At 61.5% G+C, this 17,821-nt stretch carries 16 protein-coding genes; 6 read left to right on the forward strand and 10 right to left on the reverse strand.

From position 1 onward, the window contains the following. Positions 1-294 precede the first annotated feature (294 nt). From ABH945_RS07405 to ABH945_RS07415, 3 genes are all read left to right on the forward strand, one after another. The gene (locus tag ABH945_RS07405; protein WP_429250156.1) at positions 295-2,172 is read left to right on the forward strand and encodes a PhoH family protein; all 1,878 of its coding nucleotides are present in this window, start codon (positions 295-297) and stop codon (positions 2,170-2,172) included. 214 nt (positions 2,173-2,386) lie between these two features. Next, complete coding sequence (locus ABH945_RS07410; protein WP_429250157.1) at positions 2,387-3,589, forward strand: NlpC/P60 family protein; 1,203 nt, start codon at positions 2,387-2,389, stop codon at positions 3,587-3,589. Between the two features lie 375 nt (positions 3,590-3,964). Beyond that, positions 3,965-4,771 (forward strand): SDR family oxidoreductase, encoded by an 807-nt coding sequence (locus ABH945_RS07415; RefSeq protein WP_429250377.1) that lies wholly within the window; start codon positions 3,965-3,967, stop codon positions 4,769-4,771. Positions 4,772-5,017: 246 nt separating this feature from the next. On the opposite strand, the gene ABH945_RS07420 is transcribed toward ABH945_RS07415, so the two are convergent. The 10 genes from ABH945_RS07420 to ABH945_RS07465 form a co-directional block, all read right to left on the reverse strand. Continuing rightward, positions 5,018-6,028, reverse strand: coding sequence for an inorganic phosphate transporter (locus ABH945_RS07420; RefSeq protein ID WP_074763852.1), 1,011 nt, complete (start codon positions 6,026-6,028; stop codon positions 5,018-5,020). Further along, positions 6,028-6,654, reverse strand: coding sequence for a DUF47 domain-containing protein (locus ABH945_RS07425; protein WP_074763851.1), 627 nt, complete (start codon positions 6,652-6,654; stop codon positions 6,028-6,030). Before ABH945_RS07425 ends, ABH945_RS07420 begins: the two co-directional genes overlap by 1 nt. Before the next feature lie 127 nt (positions 6,655-6,781). Further along, complete coding sequence (locus ABH945_RS07430) at positions 6,782-8,167, reverse strand: replicative DNA helicase (protein WP_074763850.1); 1,386 nt, start codon at positions 8,165-8,167, stop codon at positions 6,782-6,784. A gap of 133 nt (positions 8,168-8,300) precedes the next feature. Next, a complete protein-coding gene (rplI, locus tag ABH945_RS07435; RefSeq protein ID WP_074763849.1) occupies positions 8,301-8,753 on the reverse strand; it encodes a 50S ribosomal protein L9 in 453 nt (150 codons plus the stop codon). Positions 8,754-8,780: 27 nt separating this feature from the next. Next, positions 8,781-9,056, reverse strand: coding sequence for a 30S ribosomal protein S18 (rpsR, locus tag ABH945_RS07440; protein WP_007182109.1), 276 nt, complete (start codon positions 9,054-9,056; stop codon positions 8,781-8,783). 2 nt (positions 9,057-9,058) lie between these two features. After that, positions 9,059-9,358 (reverse strand): primosomal replication protein N, encoded by a 300-nt coding sequence (gene priB / locus ABH945_RS07445; protein WP_074763848.1) that lies wholly within the window; start codon positions 9,356-9,358, stop codon positions 9,059-9,061. A 50-nt stretch (positions 9,359-9,408) separates the two neighbouring features. Beyond that, a complete protein-coding gene (rpsF, locus tag ABH945_RS07450; protein WP_074763847.1) occupies positions 9,409-9,783 on the reverse strand; it encodes a 30S ribosomal protein S6 in 375 nt (124 codons plus the stop codon). A 391-nt stretch (positions 9,784-10,174) separates the two neighbouring features. Then, complete coding sequence (locus tag ABH945_RS07455) at positions 10,175-11,206, reverse strand: anti-sigma factor family protein (protein WP_429250158.1); 1,032 nt, start codon at positions 11,204-11,206, stop codon at positions 10,175-10,177. Further along, complete coding sequence (locus ABH945_RS07460) at positions 11,196-12,131, reverse strand: RNA polymerase sigma factor (RefSeq protein WP_429250159.1); 936 nt, start codon at positions 12,129-12,131, stop codon at positions 11,196-11,198. Before ABH945_RS07460 ends, ABH945_RS07455 begins: the two co-directional genes overlap by 11 nt. 166 nt (positions 12,132-12,297) lie before the next feature. Next, the gene (locus ABH945_RS07465; RefSeq protein ID WP_429250160.1) at positions 12,298-13,212 is read right to left on the reverse strand and encodes a LysR family transcriptional regulator; all 915 of its coding nucleotides are present in this window, start codon (positions 13,210-13,212) and stop codon (positions 12,298-12,300) included. Between the two features lie 195 nt (positions 13,213-13,407). Between ABH945_RS07465 and gcl the strand changes: the two genes are divergently transcribed. The 3 genes from gcl (at position 13,408) to ABH945_RS07480 (ending at position 17,082) form a co-directional block, all read left to right on the forward strand. Then, a complete protein-coding gene (gene gcl / locus ABH945_RS07470; RefSeq protein WP_429250161.1) occupies positions 13,408-15,183 on the forward strand; it encodes a glyoxylate carboligase in 1,776 nt (591 codons plus the stop codon). Between the two features lie 102 nt (positions 15,184-15,285). Continuing rightward, on the forward strand, positions 15,286-16,095 hold the full coding sequence (gene hyi / locus ABH945_RS07475; protein ID WP_429250162.1) for a hydroxypyruvate isomerase: 810 nt from the start codon (positions 15,286-15,288) through the stop codon (positions 16,093-16,095). A 78-nt stretch (positions 16,096-16,173) separates the two neighbouring features. Continuing rightward, complete coding sequence (locus ABH945_RS07480) at positions 16,174-17,082, forward strand: 2-hydroxy-3-oxopropionate reductase (RefSeq protein WP_429250163.1); 909 nt, start codon at positions 16,174-16,176, stop codon at positions 17,080-17,082. Positions 17,083-17,821: the final 739 nt, after the last annotated feature.

Consider the following 17,821-nt stretch of genomic DNA (forward strand, 5'->3'; position numbering starts at 1 on the left):
TCGTTTTACCGGTTTTGTTGCTAATGCCGGTACCGTCGGAGTCGTGAGGTGCAACGCGAGCACTGTAGGCGAGCCGCTTGCTCCACACGCTGGGGCGGCGGCTTTTTTAATTGCGCGCCGCCGTTCGTTCACACGGTCGCGTGCTTCCGTTAAGGAGCCGATCGAAGACCAGGCGAACCGGCATCTCTAGACCGAATGCGCGCCTCCGGGCGCAAACTGCGTGCGCATCCACTGGCACCGGCAGAATGCGACAGGCGGCGCACGATATGTGACCCGATAAATTCGAGGGAAACCATGCCTTTGCCTACCCCCCCCAGCAAGCTCGGCAATCTCCTGCCGCCTGACGAATACAAGGCCAAAGCCGCCACCCCGGCGCGCTCCGCCGCGAAGAAACAGGCTGGCGTTGGGGAGTCCACTGAATCGGCCGACTACGGCCGCGCGAACGTCGCCACGCCGATGGCGCACGCCGCCAATGCAGCGACCACGCTGCGCACTGTGCCGGCGTCGTCGGCATCTTCCGCTACGGCCGAATCCGCTGGGCAAACCGCCCCGGCGCGCAGCACCGCGTCCGGCCGCAAATCGAAGCAGACCGCTGCGTTGTTGCAACCGGTTCCGGCTGCACGTCCGCAAGCCGAACCCGCTGCGCCGGTAGCTGAGCCGCAACCGGTCGTCGCCCGCACGCCAAGCGCGAAACAGCCTGCGGCGAGCACGCCCGCGGCTGCCGCGCCGGCTACACGCGGCACCAGCAAGAAACGCGGCGCAGCCACTGAACCGGTCGAAATGCAGAAGCTGTTCGTGCTCGACACGAACGTGCTGATGCACGATCCGAGCTGCCTGTTCCGTTTCGAGGAACACGACGTCTATCTGCCGATGATGACGTTGGAAGAACTCGACAACCACAAGAAAGGCATGTCGGAAGTCGCGCGTAACGCTCGCCAGGTGAGCCGCACGCTCGACGCGCTGGTCGCGAACGCCGGCAACATGTCAGACGGCATTTCGCTGGCGCGTCTGGGCAGCCGCGAGGCGTCCGGGCGTCTGTACTTCCAGACCAAGCTGACCGCAATCGAACCGGTCGAAGGTCTGCCGGAAGGCAAGGCCGACAACCAGATTCTCGGCGTCGTACGCGCATTGCAGCGTGACCGGGCGGACCGCCAGGTCGTGCTGGTGTCGAAAGACATCAACATGCGCATCAAGGCGCATGCGCTCGGCCTGCCCGCCGAAGACTACTTCAATGACCAGGTGCTCGAAGACAGCGATCTGCTGTACTCCGGCATCCGCGCGCTGCCGCAGGACTTCTGGACCAAGCACGCGAAGGGCATGGAGAGCTGGCAGGACACCAAAACCGGCACTACGTATTACCGTGTGACCGGTCCGCTGTGTCCGTCGATGCTGGTCAACGAGTTCGTCTATCTCGAGCCGCAAAACGGCGAGCCGGCATTTCATGCGCTGGTGCGCGAGTTGAACGGCAAGACGGCGTTGTTGCAGACGCTGCGCGACTACGGCCACCACAAGAACAACGTGTGGGGCATCACGGCGCGCAATCGCGAGCAGAACTTCGCGCTGAATCTGCTGATGAACCCGGAGATCGACTTCGTCACGCTGCTGGGTCAGGCAGGTACGGGCAAGACGCTGGTCGCGCTCGCGGCCGGCCTCGCGCAGGTGCTCGACGACAAGCGCTACAACGAGATCATCGTCACGCGGGCCACCGTGCCGGTCGGCGAAGACATCGGCTTCCTGCCGGGTACCGAAGAGGAAAAAATGCAGCCGTGGATGGGTGCATTCGACGACAACCTCGAAGTCCTGCAGAAAACCGACGACGCCGCCGGTGAATGGGGCCGCGCTGCGACTCAGGAGTTGATCCGCTCGCGTCTGAAGGTCAAGAGCATGAACTTCATGCGTGGCCGCACGTTCGTCGACAAATACCTGATCATCGACGAAGCGCAGAACCTGACGCCGAAACAGATGAAAACGCTGGTCACGCGCGCGGGTCCGGGCACGAAGATCATCTGTCTGGGCAATATCGCGCAGATCGATACGCCATACCTGACCGAAGGCAGTTCGGGGCTGACGTATGTGGTCGACCGCTTCAAGGGTTGGGCGCACAGCGGGCACGTGACGCTGGCGCGCGGCGAGCGTTCGCGCCTGGCGGACTACGCATCGGAAATCCTTTAAGTTTCAACTAGTTAGACTTTTACAAAGCCGCGTCTGGAGTTGCTCCAGACGCGGCTTTTTTATCGCCTTCATGGAACTGAAAACGTCATTCGGGCAACACTTAGCGCACAAACTTCAAGTAATTTATCAAGAATTCTTGCCGCACCCGCGTTCTGCGGGCTACCATCCCGAAATCGTCCGTCAGTAAACGAGCGCTTAACGCTCCCCTGTTTTCATGCGCCGACTCGCGTTTTCCCTGCTGACCGTCCTGTTGCTCGCCGCGTGTGCCGGCGCGCCGCAGAAAACGTCGCGCGGGTCCGGCAGTTCCGTGATCGTGGCAAACGGCGCTTATCACGCGCCGCCGCCGGGCTTCCCGAATTTCGTCGATCACAGCATCGGCCGCGAAGAAATCTCGATTCAGGCGATGAGTCTCGTCGGCGTTCCGTACCGTTGGGGCGGCAATACGCCCGACAGCGGCTTCGATTGCAGCGGCCTGGTTCGCTATGTCGTATTGCGCGCGGCGTCGGTGAATCTGCCGCGAACGACCGCCGATATGAGCGGACGCGGTGAATCCATCGAACCCGACCAGGTCGCGCCTGGGGATCTGATTTTCTTCAACACGACCGGGCGCGCGCATTCGCACGTCGGGATTTATGTCGGCAAGCTGCGCTTCGTCAACGCGCCGTCGACCGGTGGCACCGTGCGGCTCGACTACCTGACCAATCCGTACTGGGCCAAGCGTTTCGATGGGATCAGGCGCGTGGCTGGGCCGGCTGCGACGCCAGCGCCGTTTGATACGCCGAGTTATCAGGCCGCCGCGCCGCAGTCGGAGCGTGATGCACAGGTTGCAGGAGCGGGCGCCGCGGCGGGGACGGCAGGTAATGTCGCACCACCGGTGACAAGGGCTGCGGCGCAATCACCGGTTTATGTTGCGGAGCCACAGTCGTCACAGAATCGACAGATCCAACAAGCTCGCGTCACTGAGGCTCATGCGCCTTTAGTTGCGGCTCCCGATCAGACGGCGACTACAGCTCGGGCGGCTCCGGCGGATCAGTTCGAGCCCCCGCCGCCGGGCTTGAGCGCCGCGCAAATGCAGGCGCGCGCCGCAGGTGCGGTATCTCCCGCAACGGCTTCGACAGCTCAAGCTCGCGCGTATGACGCCGCTAACGGCGCTTCTTCTACACAACCAGCGATAACCGCACGTTCCGTCCCACAAGCTTCGGCGGGTCGCGAACCGGACGCAATCGATGCCGCCGCCGATGCCTTTGAACCGCCGCCCCCCGCTTCGGTGGCCGTCCGGCAGGCACAGCAGGCTCAGCAAGTTGAAGAAAACGGCAGTGTGCAGATCATGCGCGCGTCGACGGGCTCACGCAGCATGCCCGCGCCGACACAAACCAACGACGATCCGATTGCGCGCTTTGCCAACGGCAACTTTTGATTTTCCGCTGCGGGTAAAAGCCGGAAAGGTCGAAGGAAACTGAACGTTTTAGCAGTCGAACGTTGCTCTGCGATCACTTCCAGGTCGTGTCGCGCAAAGCGGCCGTAACGCTGCACAGCGTCATCAGAATTTCGCTAACGATAACCGCGTGCTGCCCTCCGCAGACCACGGCAAGCCTTCTGCCTGACACGTAAACGCCCTCAGCCGTGACAAAACATTCGTCATCGGCCCTATTCTCCGGCAGCGCTTCCTGCGCGCGGTTCCAGAACACCGCCTAACCACTCCGCTTCCCGTGCCGCGTCAAAGGTCGCTCATCCCGGCGACGCCGACGATCTGCTATCGTCATCGATATTCTTCCGACAGCGGGTGGTGACAATGGATCTCGGGCTGAAAGACAAGGTGGTACTGATCACCGGTGGCAGCAAAGGAATCGGGCTCGCCTGTGCACGGGCGTTTGCACTCGAAGGCGCGAAAGTCGCGATCGTTTCGCGCGACCCCGCCAATCTCGCGCGCGCTTACGAGCAGCTGAAACAGGAAGGTCTGCATGTGCACCGGACGCGCGCCGATCTGCATGAACCGCACAGCGCCGCCGATATCGTCGAAGAGGTCAGCACCGCCGTCGGTCCGATCGATGTTTTGATCAACAGCGCAGGTGCGGCCCGCCGCTACGATCCGGAAACGCTCGACGCCGACGCATTCCGGGCAACGATGGAAGCGAAATATTTCCCCTACATCTATCCGCAGCAGGAAGTGTTGCGGCGCATGGCTGACCGGGCGAAAGCCGGCAACGGGGCCGCGCCCGGCACGATCGTCAATATCATCGGAATGGGTGGCAAGGTCGCCAGCGACATCCACATCGCCGGGGGCGCCGCCAATGCCGCGCTGATGCTCGCCACCGTTGGCCTCGCCCACTATTACGCGCGCTATGGCATTCGCATCAACGCCATCAATCCCGGCTCGACGTTGACGGAGCGCGTCGAGGAGGCGGTCAAGCTGGAAGCGGCGCAGCAAGGAATCGAGAGCGCGGACGCATTGGCGCGCGGACAGGCGAAAGTGCCGCTCGGACGCTATGCAAAGCCGGAGGAAATCGCTGACGTCGCGCTATTTCTGGCGAGCCGCCGCGCGAGTTATGTGACGGGAGCGATTGTCCCGATGGATGGAGGCAGTGCGCCGTTGATCTAAACGGCGCAATTGCTGGTAGTTATCTGGGGACTGATGTCAGGCGCCATGACGCTATAGGAAGAAAGCCCAAAGTCCTGCGGAAGGCGCCTGCGCGACGACCCGTTGATTTAAGAATCTTCCGCGCGCGGGCTTATTCGAAACTGAAACTGCTACGGCAATAAACCCTTCTGGTCAGCGGCACGTGTATTCAGCGTGAAATTGCCGATTTACCGTGCCGCCCTGTGCCAAAGCACGCGACCGTCGCGCTCACAAAAAGCGATGGCCAAACCACCAGCCCGCCGCCGACAGCACGGCCGACGCAGGAATCGTCAAAATCCACGCCCAGACGATATTGCCGGCCACTCCCCAACGCACCGCACTCAGCTTTTGCGTTGCGCCGACACCGACGATCGCGCCGGTAATCGTGTGCGTGGTGGACACCGGAATGCCGAGCGCCGAAGCGGTGAACAACGTAATCGCCCCGCCCGACTCCGCGCAAAAACCGCCAACCGGTTTCAGCTTGGTAATCTTCTGCCCCATCGTTCGGACGATGCGCCAGCCGCCGAACAAGGTACCCAATCCCATTGACAGATAGCAGCCGCCGATCACCCACAGCGGCGGCGCATCGGCGAACGACGACGCATAGCCGGTCGCGATCAGCAGCATCCAGATAATGCCGATGGTTTTCTGCGCGTCATTACCGCCGTGCCCAAGGCTATACAGCCCCGCCGAAACCAGCTGCAACCGCCGGAACCGCCGGTCGACCTTGCTGGGCGGCGTACGGAAGTAGATCCACGACACCGCGAGCATGAAGAACGAACCGAGCACGAAGCCGAGCAGCGGCGAAATAAAGATGAAGGCGACCGTTTTCAGCAGGCCGTCCATGTTCAGCGAGCCCCAGCCCGACTTGGCGAGCGCCGCGCCGACCAGGCCGCCGATCAGCGCGTGCGACGAGCTGGACGGAATACCGTAGTGCCAGGTGATGATGTTCCAGCCGATCGCGCCGACCAGCGCGCCAAAAATCACGTAATGGTCAACGATGTCAGGGTCGATCGTGCCCTTGCCGACCGTCGCCGCGACCTTCAGGTGAAACACGAAATACGCGATGACGTTGAACGCCGCCGCAAAGGCCACCGCCTGCTGCGGCTTCAGAACGCCCGTGGAAACGACGGTGGCGATGGAGTTCGCCGCGTCGTGAAAGCCGTTCATGAAGTCGAAAATCAGCGCGACGGCGACCAGGCCGGCGACGACCCAGATAGCGAGTTGTATCGATTGCATTATGCGTTTTCCAGCACGATGCCTTCGATGATGTTCGCTACATCCTCACACTTGTCCGTGATCGTTTCGAGCAATTCGTAAATTGCCTTCAGCTTGATCAGGGTCTTGACGTTGTCTTCTTCGCGGAACAGCTTCGACATGGCCGAACGCAGCACGCGGTCGGCTTCTGACTCCAGACGGTCGATTTCCTCGCAGGCCTTCAGGATCTGGCCGGCCTGCTTCATGTCCGACAGCAGGCTCACAGCGAACTGCACGCGCTCGGAGGTCGCCGTGCAAATGTGCGCGAGCTGGCTCGCTTCCGACGTCACGGCCTGCACGTCGTACAGCGAAATGGCGGTGGCGACGTCTTCCATCAGGTCGAGGATGTCGTCCATCGTCGTGATCAGCTTGTGGATTTCATCACGGTCGAGCGGCGTGATGAACGTCTTGTGCAGCAGGTCGATGGTTTCGTGCGTGAGCTTGTCAGCGGCCTTCTCGGCCTTTTGCACGTTTTGCTTGTGGGTTTCCGCGTCTTGCAGATTGTCGATCAGCAGCTCGAGTTCGCGGCTCGCCGAGACGATGCACGTGGCGTGTGCATTGAAAATTTCAAAAAACTTGCCCTCGGTGGGCATGAAACGACCGAACATTGGGATCCCGAAAATTGGTCACATTATGGCTGACATAAAACCGCCACATTGTACCGTTGCGAGATAGATATCGCACTTTCGAAAGCGCCGTTACAACGGCGCCCCAGTTATCGCTTCACTTATCCACTTAGTCGCTGTAGAAATTCTGCGCGCCGGCAAAATTGTCGAACTTCGTGAATTGCCCATGGAACGTGAGCCGAACAGGTCCGATCGGACCATTCCGCTGCTTGCCGATGATGATCTCCGCCGTGCCTTTATCCGGGCTGTCCGGGTTGTAGACTTCGTCACGGTAAATGAACAGGATCACGTCGGCATCCTGCTCGATAGCACCCGATTCACGCAGATCCGACATGATCGGCCGCTTGTTGGGGCGTTGTTCGAGGCCACGGTTAAGCTGCGACAGCGCGATCACCGGCACGTCGAGTTCTTTCGCCAAACTCTTTAGCGAGCGAGAAATTTCGGAAATTTCAGTCGCACGGTTTTCGCCCGATGACGAACCGCTCATCAGCTGCAAATAATCGATGATGATCAGTCCGAGCTTGCCGCACTGGCGCGATAGGCGTCGTGCCCGCGAACGCAGTTCCATCGGGTTCAAACCGCCGGTTTCGTCGATGAAAATCTGCGCCTCGCTCATTTTCTGCACTGCGTGCGTGAGCTTCGGCCAGTCTTCGTCGGTCAGGCGGCCGGTACGCATACGGTGCTGATCGAGTCGGCCAACGGAGCCAAGCATACGCATGGTGAGTTGCGAACCCGGCATTTCCATCGAGAACACGGCCACCGGCAACCCGTACTCGACCGCCACGTATTCGCCGATATTCATCGAAAACGCCGTTTTACCCATCGACGGACGTCCCGCGACGATGATCAATTCGCCGCCGTGCATGCCCGAGGTCATGCGGTCCAGGTCGACAAAACCGGTTGGCGTGCCCGTCACGTCACTCGGATTGGCGGTGTGGTACAGCGTGTCGATCCGCTCGACGACCTGAGTCAGCAATGGCCCGATTTCCAGGAAGCCTTGAGTGCCGCGCGCGCCGTCTTCCGCGATCGAGAACACTTTCGATTCCGCTTCGTCCAGCAACTGCCTGACTTCCTTGCCTTGCGGATTGAACGCGTCAGCCGAAATTTCGTCGGCCACTGAAACCAGACGACGCAGCACCGCGCGATCGCGCACGATTTCCGCATAACGACGAATATTGGCTGCGCTCGGCGTGTTCTGCGCAAGCGCATTCAGATACGCGAGACCGCCGACCTCTTCCGCCTTGCCCGAGGTGCCGAGCGCCTCGTACACGGTAATCACGTCGGCCGGACGCGTGGCCGCGATCAGCTTGCCGATGTGTTCGAAGATGATGCGGTGGTCGTAGCGGTAAAAATCGCTCTGCGACAGGAAGTCGGCGATGCGGTCCCAGGCCGCGTTGTCGAGCAGCAAGCCGCCCAGCACCGATTGCTCGGCCTCGATCGAATGCGGCGGGACTTTCAGCGACTCGAGTTGGGGATCTTTGGACGGTGCGTTCATGGGGAAGAATTATCGGGTAATCGGGCGGCGGCGGCGAGCGCAAAAACTAAAAAAACAGGCATAAAAAAAGCAGGGGCCGGTTACCCGGCCCCTGCCTTTCGCCAGCTAAATCCTGGCAAATACTACGTGATGCTTAGACGTGTTCGCCGATCACAGCCACCGTCACTTCGACGACGACGTCGGTGTGCAGCGACACTTGAACAGCGTGATCGCCGACGATCTTCAGCGGGCCTTCCGGCAGACGCACTTGCGCCTTTTCCACTGCGAAGCCTTGCTTCGTGATCGCTTCAGCGATGTCAGCGTTGGTCACCGAGCCGAACAGACGGCCGTCGACGCCAGCTTTCTGACCGATCTGAACCGTCGAGCCTGCCAGCTTTTCGCCTTGGGCCGTAGCGGCTGCCAGCTTTTCAGCTGCGATCTTTTCGAGTTCTGCACGGCGGACTTCGAATTCAGCCAAAGCGTCCTTCGTTGCACGGCGAGCTTGCTTGTTCGGGATCAGGAAGTTACGTGCGTAACCGTCCTTGACCTTAACGATATCGCCCAGGTTGCCCAGATTGACGACTTTTTCCAGAAGAATGATTTGCATTCAGATGCTCCTTATCGCGTCGTCGGGTTAGGCCTTGTGCTGGTCGGTGTACGGCACCAGCGCGAGGAAACGTGCGCGCTTGATTGCCGTATCCAGCTGGCGTTGATAGTGCGACTTCGTACCCGTGAGACGCGCCGGCGTGATCTTGCCGTTTTCGCCGATGAAGTCCTTCAGCGTTTCGAGGTCCTTGTAGTCGATGTGATCGACGCCAGCGGCCGTGAAACGGCAGAACTTCTTGCGCTTGAAGAGCGGATTTTGTTGCTGACGACGCTTGTCGAATTTCTTACCAGTCGGGCGGGGCATGTTCAGTCCTTTCCAATGTCCTGCAATTCTGTGATGTGAAATACCAGAGTTCGTGCGTTGCGGTGCTTTTTTGCCAGGAAGCCTGTGAAGAGCGTTTCCACGCCCATCGGACAGCTTTCCAGCCTACCGCTCGCCTCGCCTGCCGCTACCGCCTGCATGGTCAGTTCGACTTGCCGGGCAATGCCGGCTTCGACGACTTCCGTGCGGTGGTGCAACGTGCAACCTGCAATCGGAACGCCGGCGGGGGTGTACCGCACCGGTTCGCGTTCGACGACGCTGGCCGTAAGTTGCAACCGGTTCATGTAGCCTTGGGCGAGAACAACGCCTGTTCTGGTAGCTTAAATAGTGTGTCTTAAGCCTGCGCTTCGGACGGTTGCGTAGCAGCCGACTTCTTGGCTTCTTCGCGCTGCACTTCCTTCATCATCGGCGACGGGGCCGTTTCGGCCTTCTTCAGCTTGACGATGAGGTGACGCAGAACAGCGTCGTTGAACTTGAATGCGTGTTCCAGCTCGTCGAGCGTGGTTTGGTCGCATTCGATGTTCATGCAGACGTAGTGAGCCTTGGCGAGTTTCTCGATCATGTAGGCCAGTTGGCGACGGCCCCAGTCTTCGATACGGTGGATCTGGCCACCGTGCGAGGTGATCGTGGACTTGTAACGCTCGATCATTGCGGGCACTTGCTCGCTTTGATCCGGGTGCACGATAAATACGATTTCGTAATGACGCATATTCACTCCTTGTGCTGACTTATGGATAAAAGCCACCCGGGCGTCGGAACCGGTGTGGCAAGTGAGAAGCCAAAGAGTGTAACCCGAATAGGGCCGGGTTGCAAGATATCCCGTCGATTCAACGCGTGAATCGGGAGTGTTTTCAAAGGTTTAGGGACAGGCTGGCCCGATCGCCGCGAGACGTTTTGGGCGCAGACATATCGGAACGGCAAGCTCTGGTCAATTTCCGCGACCACTCCCCGGGGTCGCTCGCGCAGTCTGGGCGTCGCTTTACGGCCGCCGAGGACGCTGTAGAAACATGAATGCTGCCGGCCGCTATTTGCCTGCAGATCATCAAGGCAACGCGGCCTCAGCCCGCTCAGAGCCTTGCCGCATAAGCAAGACTTTGAAGCTAGGAGCCGCCTTCGGTACGCTCGCTGCCGCTTTGCAGACGCGCCTTCAGCGCGGCCTCCAGCCCTGTCAGCGCATCGGGCGCGGCGTCCGAAATCGCCCACCAGGTCATGCCTTCAGCATTCCAGTGGGCGATCGAGTAGCCCTCCCGCCCCACTATCGACGGCGCGGCGCTCCCCACGTTCCGGCCTGCGCCGCCCGATGCCGCCTGCGGAAAGACGTACACGTCGATTACGTGCTTGCCGTACCGGTACACCAGCACCCCCACCCGCTGATGCGCGAGGTAGTCGAGCCGTCCACCCTGCAACGGGAAACCGCTGGCGGCAAGATCCTCGACCGGCGGCGAATAGTCCAGCCGGCCGTTGAACCAGGGCTTGACCGTGTGCCGGTCGGTCGAAATCACGTCGATGTCGCGGCCCGACACCTGCGCCCTCACGTGGCTCTCAACCAGTTCGTCGGCGAATGGGGAAATATCTGCGGAACGGTGCAGGGTCAACGCCACACCCGCCGCCCCAGCGCCCAGCGCGATAACCAGCGCGGCGAGCCACCCCGAAGCAAACAGCCGGTTTGCGCCACCCGTGGCGACCGGCCCGCCAAAGCCGCCTGACTGACCGCGCAAGCCATCGAGTAATCCAGCCAGGAAGGACCGGCGCCGCTGACGCGGGCGCGACTTCGGTGCTGCGTCGCCGGGTGTACCTTGCGCGCCGCCCGGTTGATTGACGCCGCTCCGCCCGTTATTCGTCGCGGATTCTCCGGTTGCATAAGCGTCAGTGTCAGAACGGATATCCGCCGCTGTCGCAGCCAGCCCTTCTTCAATCGCCGGCAAACCGGCGATGATCCGCGCCCTCAGCGACTGCGGCGCGCGATGATAAGGCGTCGTCCGCAGCGCACCACTCAATGTCCGCAAGTTGTCGCTCTCGCGACGGCACGCGTCGCAACTCTCGATATGTTGCTGGATGCGCCGGGCTTCCGGTGCGGGCAACTCATGATCGGCGTTCGCATCGAGGAGCGGCCGGGCTTCTTTACAGTCCATCTGGCGTCTCCTGAGCGGAGCCCGGCGCGCCTGCGCCGGGTGGGTTGAGTGGCCGGCCGTTTGCGGACGCCCGGAGCGGTGTAACTGTTGCCGTGCCAAACTTGCCGGCGGCGGGCGTTTCCGGGGGATGCGCTTCCGGGGGATACCCTTCATTACCATCCGGCGTCGGCCGGTTACCGGCATCTGTACGAGCACTGGCGGACGAATCCGGCGAAGGCGTTGTGTGTTCCGCACGAGCAGCCGAACGCTTCGCCGCCTCCTGCGAGCCGGAACCCTGCTGGCGCCCTGGCTGGGTCGACGTTCCGTCTGCCGGCATCCGCGTGTTGCAGCCCGAAGCCCCCGTGCGCGGAGGCTTCGAGCCCTGTTTCTCCATCAGCACTGCCGCCAGCTTCCGGCGCCCTCGCGCAAGCCTCGACATCACCGTGCCGATCGGCAAATCCGCCACCACGGCGATCTCCCGATACCCCATCTCTTCCAGTTCGCGCAGGATCAGCACCTCCCTGTACTCCACCGGCAACTGCGCGAGCGCTTCGTGTATGAGCTTCGTATCTTCGTCGCGGATCAGCAGCGTCTGAGGATCGTCGCCGCCCGCGCTCCATCCGTCGAACGTCGCATCGTCCATCGTGTCGTCGAATTCGAGCATGTCGTGCGACGGCCCGCGCCGACGCCACTCCGTGTACCAGGTACGACGCACGATCGCCAGCAGCCACGGCCGCGCAGTGTCGCCGCGAAACGTGTCGAAGAAGCGGAAAGCGCGCATGAACGCTTCCTGGACAACGTCGTCGGCATCGTTCGCGTTGCCGCATAACCAGCGCGCGAGGTTGTACGCGGCGTCGAGATGCGGCAGCGCGAGCTGCTGGAAACGGCGGCTCCTCGCTGCTTCGGTATCGCCTCGCTCGCGGGCGTCTGTTTCGGTCTGGACCACCTCGGCCCTCCAGGGCATTGCGGCTATGCGGTGCGGCTCGTCGTGACTGCCTTTCATTGCATAACCGGTCGTCTGCCGAGTTTATTCCCGCTGGCGTGGAGGATTGGCGAAAAAGAGTGGCGGCAGCCGGCCAATTCCCCCCTCCGCCCGTTCCCAACACCGCTCATCAATACCCCGGCCGATTCCAATACCCGTCGCTCGCATACACCTCTTTCAGATAATCGATGAAATACCGCACCCTCGCCGGCACATAGCGCTGCTGCGGATACACGGCGAGGATGTCGTAGTCGGGCAACGCAAATTCGTCGAGCACGGTTTCCAGCTCGCCGCGCGCCAGTTGCTGCTGGATTTCCCACGTGGAACGCCAGCCCAGCCCCAATCCCTCCGATACCCACCGATGCAGCAGCTCGCCGTCGTTGCAATCGAGCGAGCCGCCCACCCGCACGGTCGCCAGCTTGCCATTGCGGCGGAAATACCAGCCACGGTTTTGGCCACCCTGCAGATTGAACGCGAGACAGTTGTGCTGTGGCAGATCTTCGAGCGTTTTCGGCTTGCCGTGCCGACGGAAATAATCGGGCGTGCCGCACACCACGCGCCGGTTGGTCGCCAGTTTCACCGCGACAAAGTTCGGATCGACTGCGCCGCCGATCCTGATCGACAGGTCGTACCCTTCGCGCACCAGGTCGACCACCCGGTCGGTCAGGTTGAACGACAGTTGCAATTCGGGCTTGTCGACGAGGAAAGCGGGGGCGAGCGGCGCAACGTGCTTGCGCCCGAACGCAGCGGGCGCCGACACGATCAGGTGACCGTTCACCGCGCGCCGCCCGGCGCTCAGTTCGTTTTCCGCCTGATCCCAGTCGGTCAGCAAACCCCGACAGCGCTCCAGAAACGCGGCGCCCTCTTCGCTCACCACCAGCCGCCGGGTCGAGCGATACATGAGTTTCACGCCGAGGCGCTTTTCCAGCGCGTCGATGCGCCGGCCGAGAATCACCGGCGACACGCCCTCTTCCAGCGCGGCGGACGCGAGGCTGCCCGCGTCCGCGACGCGTACGAAAGTTTCGATCTGTTTGAAGCGATCCATTGTTGTCTCCTGCGGGCCGCATCACGTCGGCTTAGGGTCGGCTCGGGCCGGGCCGGAAGTCCAGCCTCGCGCCATTCCATACTTTTTGTTTCGAAATAAGCGACCCCAACTGATCTTATCAAACCTTTGGGTCAGCCCTAAAGTGCTCTCAACCCCCTTGATTCGCCCGATTTCAAAGACATTCAGGAGACATTCATGGCCAAGATGAGAGCCGTCGACGCAGCCGTTCTGGTGCTCGAAAAAGAAGGCATCGATACCGCGTTCGGCGTGCCGGGCGCCGCGATCAACCCGTTCTATTCGGCGATGCGCAAGGCCGGCAACATCAGCCATGTGCTGGCGCGTCACGTCGAGGGCGCATCGCACATGGCCGAAGGCTATACGCGGGCGCAGCCGGGCAATATCGGCGTGTGCATCGGCACGTCGGGCCCCGCCGGCACCGACATGATCACCGGTTTGTACTCCGCTCAGGCCGACTCGATTCCTATTCTGGCTATCACAGGACAGGCACCCCGCGCGCGTCTGTACAAGGAAGACTTCCAGGCCGTCGACATCGAATCGATCGCCAAACCCGTCACCAAGTGGGCCGTGACCGTGCGCGAACCGGCGCTGGTGCCGCGCGTGTTCCAGCAGGCTTTTCACCTGATGCGCTCGGGCCGTCCGGGTCCGGTGCTGGTCGACCTGCCGATCGACGTGCAACTCGCCGAGATCGAGTTCGATATCGACACGTACGAACCGCTGCCGGTCTACAAGCCGAAAGCGACCCGCAAGCAGATCGAGGCTGCGCTGAATCTGCTGAACGACGCCGACAGGCCGCTGATCGTGTCGGGCGGCGGCGTGCTGAACGCAGCCGCTGAAGACCTGCTCGTGGAGTTCGCCGAAACCGTCGGCGTGCCGGTCATCCCGACGCTGATGTCGTGGGGCGCGATTCCCGATGACCATCCGCTGATGGCCGGCATGGTCGGCCTGCAAACCTCGCACCGCTACGGCAACGCGACGATGCTCGCATCCGACTTCGTGCTCGGCATCGGCAATCGCTGGGCGAACCGTCACACGGGCAGCGTCGAGGTCTATACGAAGGGCCGCAAGTTCGTTCACGTCGACATCGAACCGACCCAGATCGGCCGCGTGTTCGGTCCCGACCTCGGCATCGTGTCGGACGCGAAGGCGGCGCTCGAACTGTTCGTCGAAGTCGCGAAGGAATGGAAGGCGGCGGGCAAGCTGAAGGACCGCAGCGCCTGGGTCGCCGATTGCCAGCAGCGCAAGCAGACCCTGCAGCGCAAGACGCACTTCGACAACGTGCCGATGAAGCCGCAGCGCGTGTACGAAGAGATGAACCAGGTGTTCGGCCGCGATACCTGCTACGTGAGCACGATCGGTCTGTCGCAGATTGCGGGTGCGCAGTTCCTGCACGTGTACAAGGCGCGCAACTGGATCAACTGCGGTCAGGCCGGCCCGCTCGGCTGGACCATTCCGGCTGCGCTCGGCGTGCGCGCAGCCGACCCGCAACGTCCGATCGTCGCGCTCTCCGGCGACTACGACTTCCAGTTCATGATCGAAGAACTCGCGGCCGGTGCGCAATTCAAGCTGCCGTACGTGCATGTGGTCGTGAACAACTCGTACCTCGGCTTGATCCGTCAGGCACAGCGCGCGTTCGATATGGACTTCTGCGTGCAGCTCGGTTTCGAGAACATCAACGCGCCGGAGATGAACGGTTACGGCGTGGATCACGTGGCCGTCGCTGAAGGTTTGGGATGCAAGGCGATCCGCGTATTCAAGCCCGAGGAGTTGAAGCCCGCTCTGCAAAAAGCGCAGTCGATGCTCGCCGAGTTCAACGTGCCGGTGATCGTCGAAGTGATTCTCGAACGCGTGACGAACATTTCGATGGGCACCGAGATCGACGCGATCAACGAGTTCGAGGAACTGGCCGCGAAGCGTGAAGACGCGCCGACCGCGATCAGCATGCTCGACTGAACTGCATCACTCATGTGAAGGCGACGCGCAACGTAGCGTCTGCAAGCCGCGCGTCGTCTTCACAAAATCATTCCACTGACCGACCAGAGAGACACACGCACCATGCCGAAATTCGCAGCGAATCTCACCATGCTGTTCAACGAAGTCCCTTTTCTCGAGCGCTTTTCAGCTGCAGCGGACGCGGGCTTTCACGCCGTCGAATTCCTGTTTCCGTATCCGTACCAGATCGCGGAACTGAGCGAGCGTCTGCAGCAAAACCGGTTGAAGCTCGTGCTGCACAACCTGCCTGCGGGCAACTGGGAAGCAGGTGAACGCGGCATCGCGTGCCTGCCCGACCGCGTAGGCGAATTCCAGGAAGGTGTGGGCCGTGCGATCGAATATGCACGCGCACTGAAAGTGCCGCAATTGAACTGCCTCGTCGGCATTCCGACAGCGGACGTCGATGCTGACAAGGCACGCTCGACCATCGTCGACAACCTGCGTTTTGCAGCGGGCGAATTGAAAAAGGCCGGCATAAAACTACTGGTCGAACCGTGCAATTCGTACGACATCCCCGGCTTCGCGCTGAACCGTTCGGGCGAAGGTCTCGATGTGATTCGCGCGGTCGGTTCGGACAACCTGTTCCTGCAATACGACATCTATCACATGCAGCGGATGGAGGGCGAACTCGCGGCAACGATCAAAAAGAATCTGCCGCAGATCGCGCACATTCAACTCGCCGACAACCCCGGCCGCAACGAACCGGGCACGGGCGAAATCAACTATCCGTATCTGTTCTCGCTGCTCGACTCGCTCGGTTACGACGGCTATGTCGGTTGCGAATACAAACCGCGTACGACTACGGCCGCAGGCCTCGGCTGGGTCCAGAGCGTCGCAGGACAAACGCGCGGCGCGGCGCACGCGGCGGCCTGAGCGATCCACCCAAACGCATTACGTCCCGAAGTCGATCCGCACGCGGGACGCATCAAACAACACTGGAGATTCAGACACATGGCAAAGATCGGTTTCATCGGCCTCGGCATCATGGGCGCGCATATGGCGCGCAACCTCATCAAGGGCGGTCACTCGCTGTTCGTGAACGGCGCGTACCCGGTACCGGAAGACCTCGCGAAAACCACCAGCGTGGTCGCCAGTTCGACCGCCGTCGCGCAGGCCGCCGATATCGTCATCATCATGGTGCCGGATACGCCTGACGTCGCCAACGTCCTGTTCGCCGACGACGGCGTCGCCGCCGGTCTCACAAAGGGCAAGCTGGTGATCGACATGAGCTCGATCTCCCCGCTCGACACCCAGGCGTTCGCGAAAAAGATCAACGCGCTCGGCGTCGACTATCTCGATGCACCGGTGTCCGGCGGCGAAGTCGGTGCGCGTGAAGCATCGCTGACGATCATGGTCGGCGGTCCGGAAAAAGCCTTCGCGCAGGCGAAGCCGCTGTTCGAGTTGATGGGCAAGAACATCTCGCTGATCGGCGACAACGGCGCGGGTCAAACGTGCAAGGTCGCGAACCAGATCATCGTTGCGCTGAATATTGAAGCCGTGGCAGAAGCGCTGCTGTTCGCTTCGCGCTCCGGCGCCGATCCCGAGCGCGTGCGCAAGGCATTGATGGGCGGCTTCGCGTCGTCGCGGATTCTCGAAGTGCATGGCGAGCGCATGACGAAGCGTACGTTCAATCCGGGCTTCCGTATCGAACTGCATCAGAAGGACCTGAACCTCGCACTCGATGGCGCGCGCAAGCTGGGCATCGCCCTGCCGCATACGGCTAGTGCGCAGCAACTGTTCAGCGTGTGCGCGGCGAATGGCGGCAAGGCATGGGACCACTCGGCGATGGTGCGCGCGCTGGAAATCATGGCGAACCACGAAGTCGCACAAGCACCGGATAGCGAAGCGAAGGCAGCTTAAAAAAAATCGATTGAGAGGGCCGTTGTAGATGCTGCCGCGCGATATTTATGACGCGCATGAAACTCGCGCACCGCGCGCGGCAGCCTCACCGAACGTAGTTGAATGCGAGAAACGCTCGACAGCGCGTGCACTCAGATAAGCAGGCAGCGCGCGGCGAGCCTGTTTCACGAGACATAAAAAATACATCACACAGTCATACAGATTGCGCTGACCGTCAGACGTTATTGAACGTCATCGCAATCGCAGGTGGGGCGTCCGTTCATCGCGTGCAGCTTGCGCGGTGGAACGGGCAAATCGTGCCGCTCTGGGCTGAGAGCGGCAAGTGGGGTCCGCAGCGGCACCCGGCGACGCCGGGGAAGCCTTGGTCGGTCAGACGTCGTCGTCGGGTGTCCGGCTGTCGGATTCATCGTTCTGCTTTATCCGCCAATCTCTCGCAACACGATGCAAGCATGCACGCCGCCGGCGTGCACGCGCGTTTGCATTTGCTTGCAACTCCGCGCCTGGCGGCTCACTTTTTTTGACACATCGTCCCGCGCTTTTCTCCTACACTCGTTGAGTCTGGTTGCCTGCGTTTGCAAGACGTTATTTGCGCCAGGTGTTGCGCTCATGTGCACATCATTCGCGTATTTCCAGCACCTCGCATCGCGCGTACTGCAACGCGTTTTCCACGTCATCCGTTTGCATGGCAATCAGTGCCCCAACCACGTGCGCAATCTGTTTTTGCGCCCCCAATGTCAGG

This window comes from Paraburkholderia sp. GAS333 (assembly GCF_050435665.1).
GTDB lineage: Bacteria > Pseudomonadota > Gammaproteobacteria > Burkholderiales > Burkholderiaceae > Paraburkholderia > Paraburkholderia fungorum_A.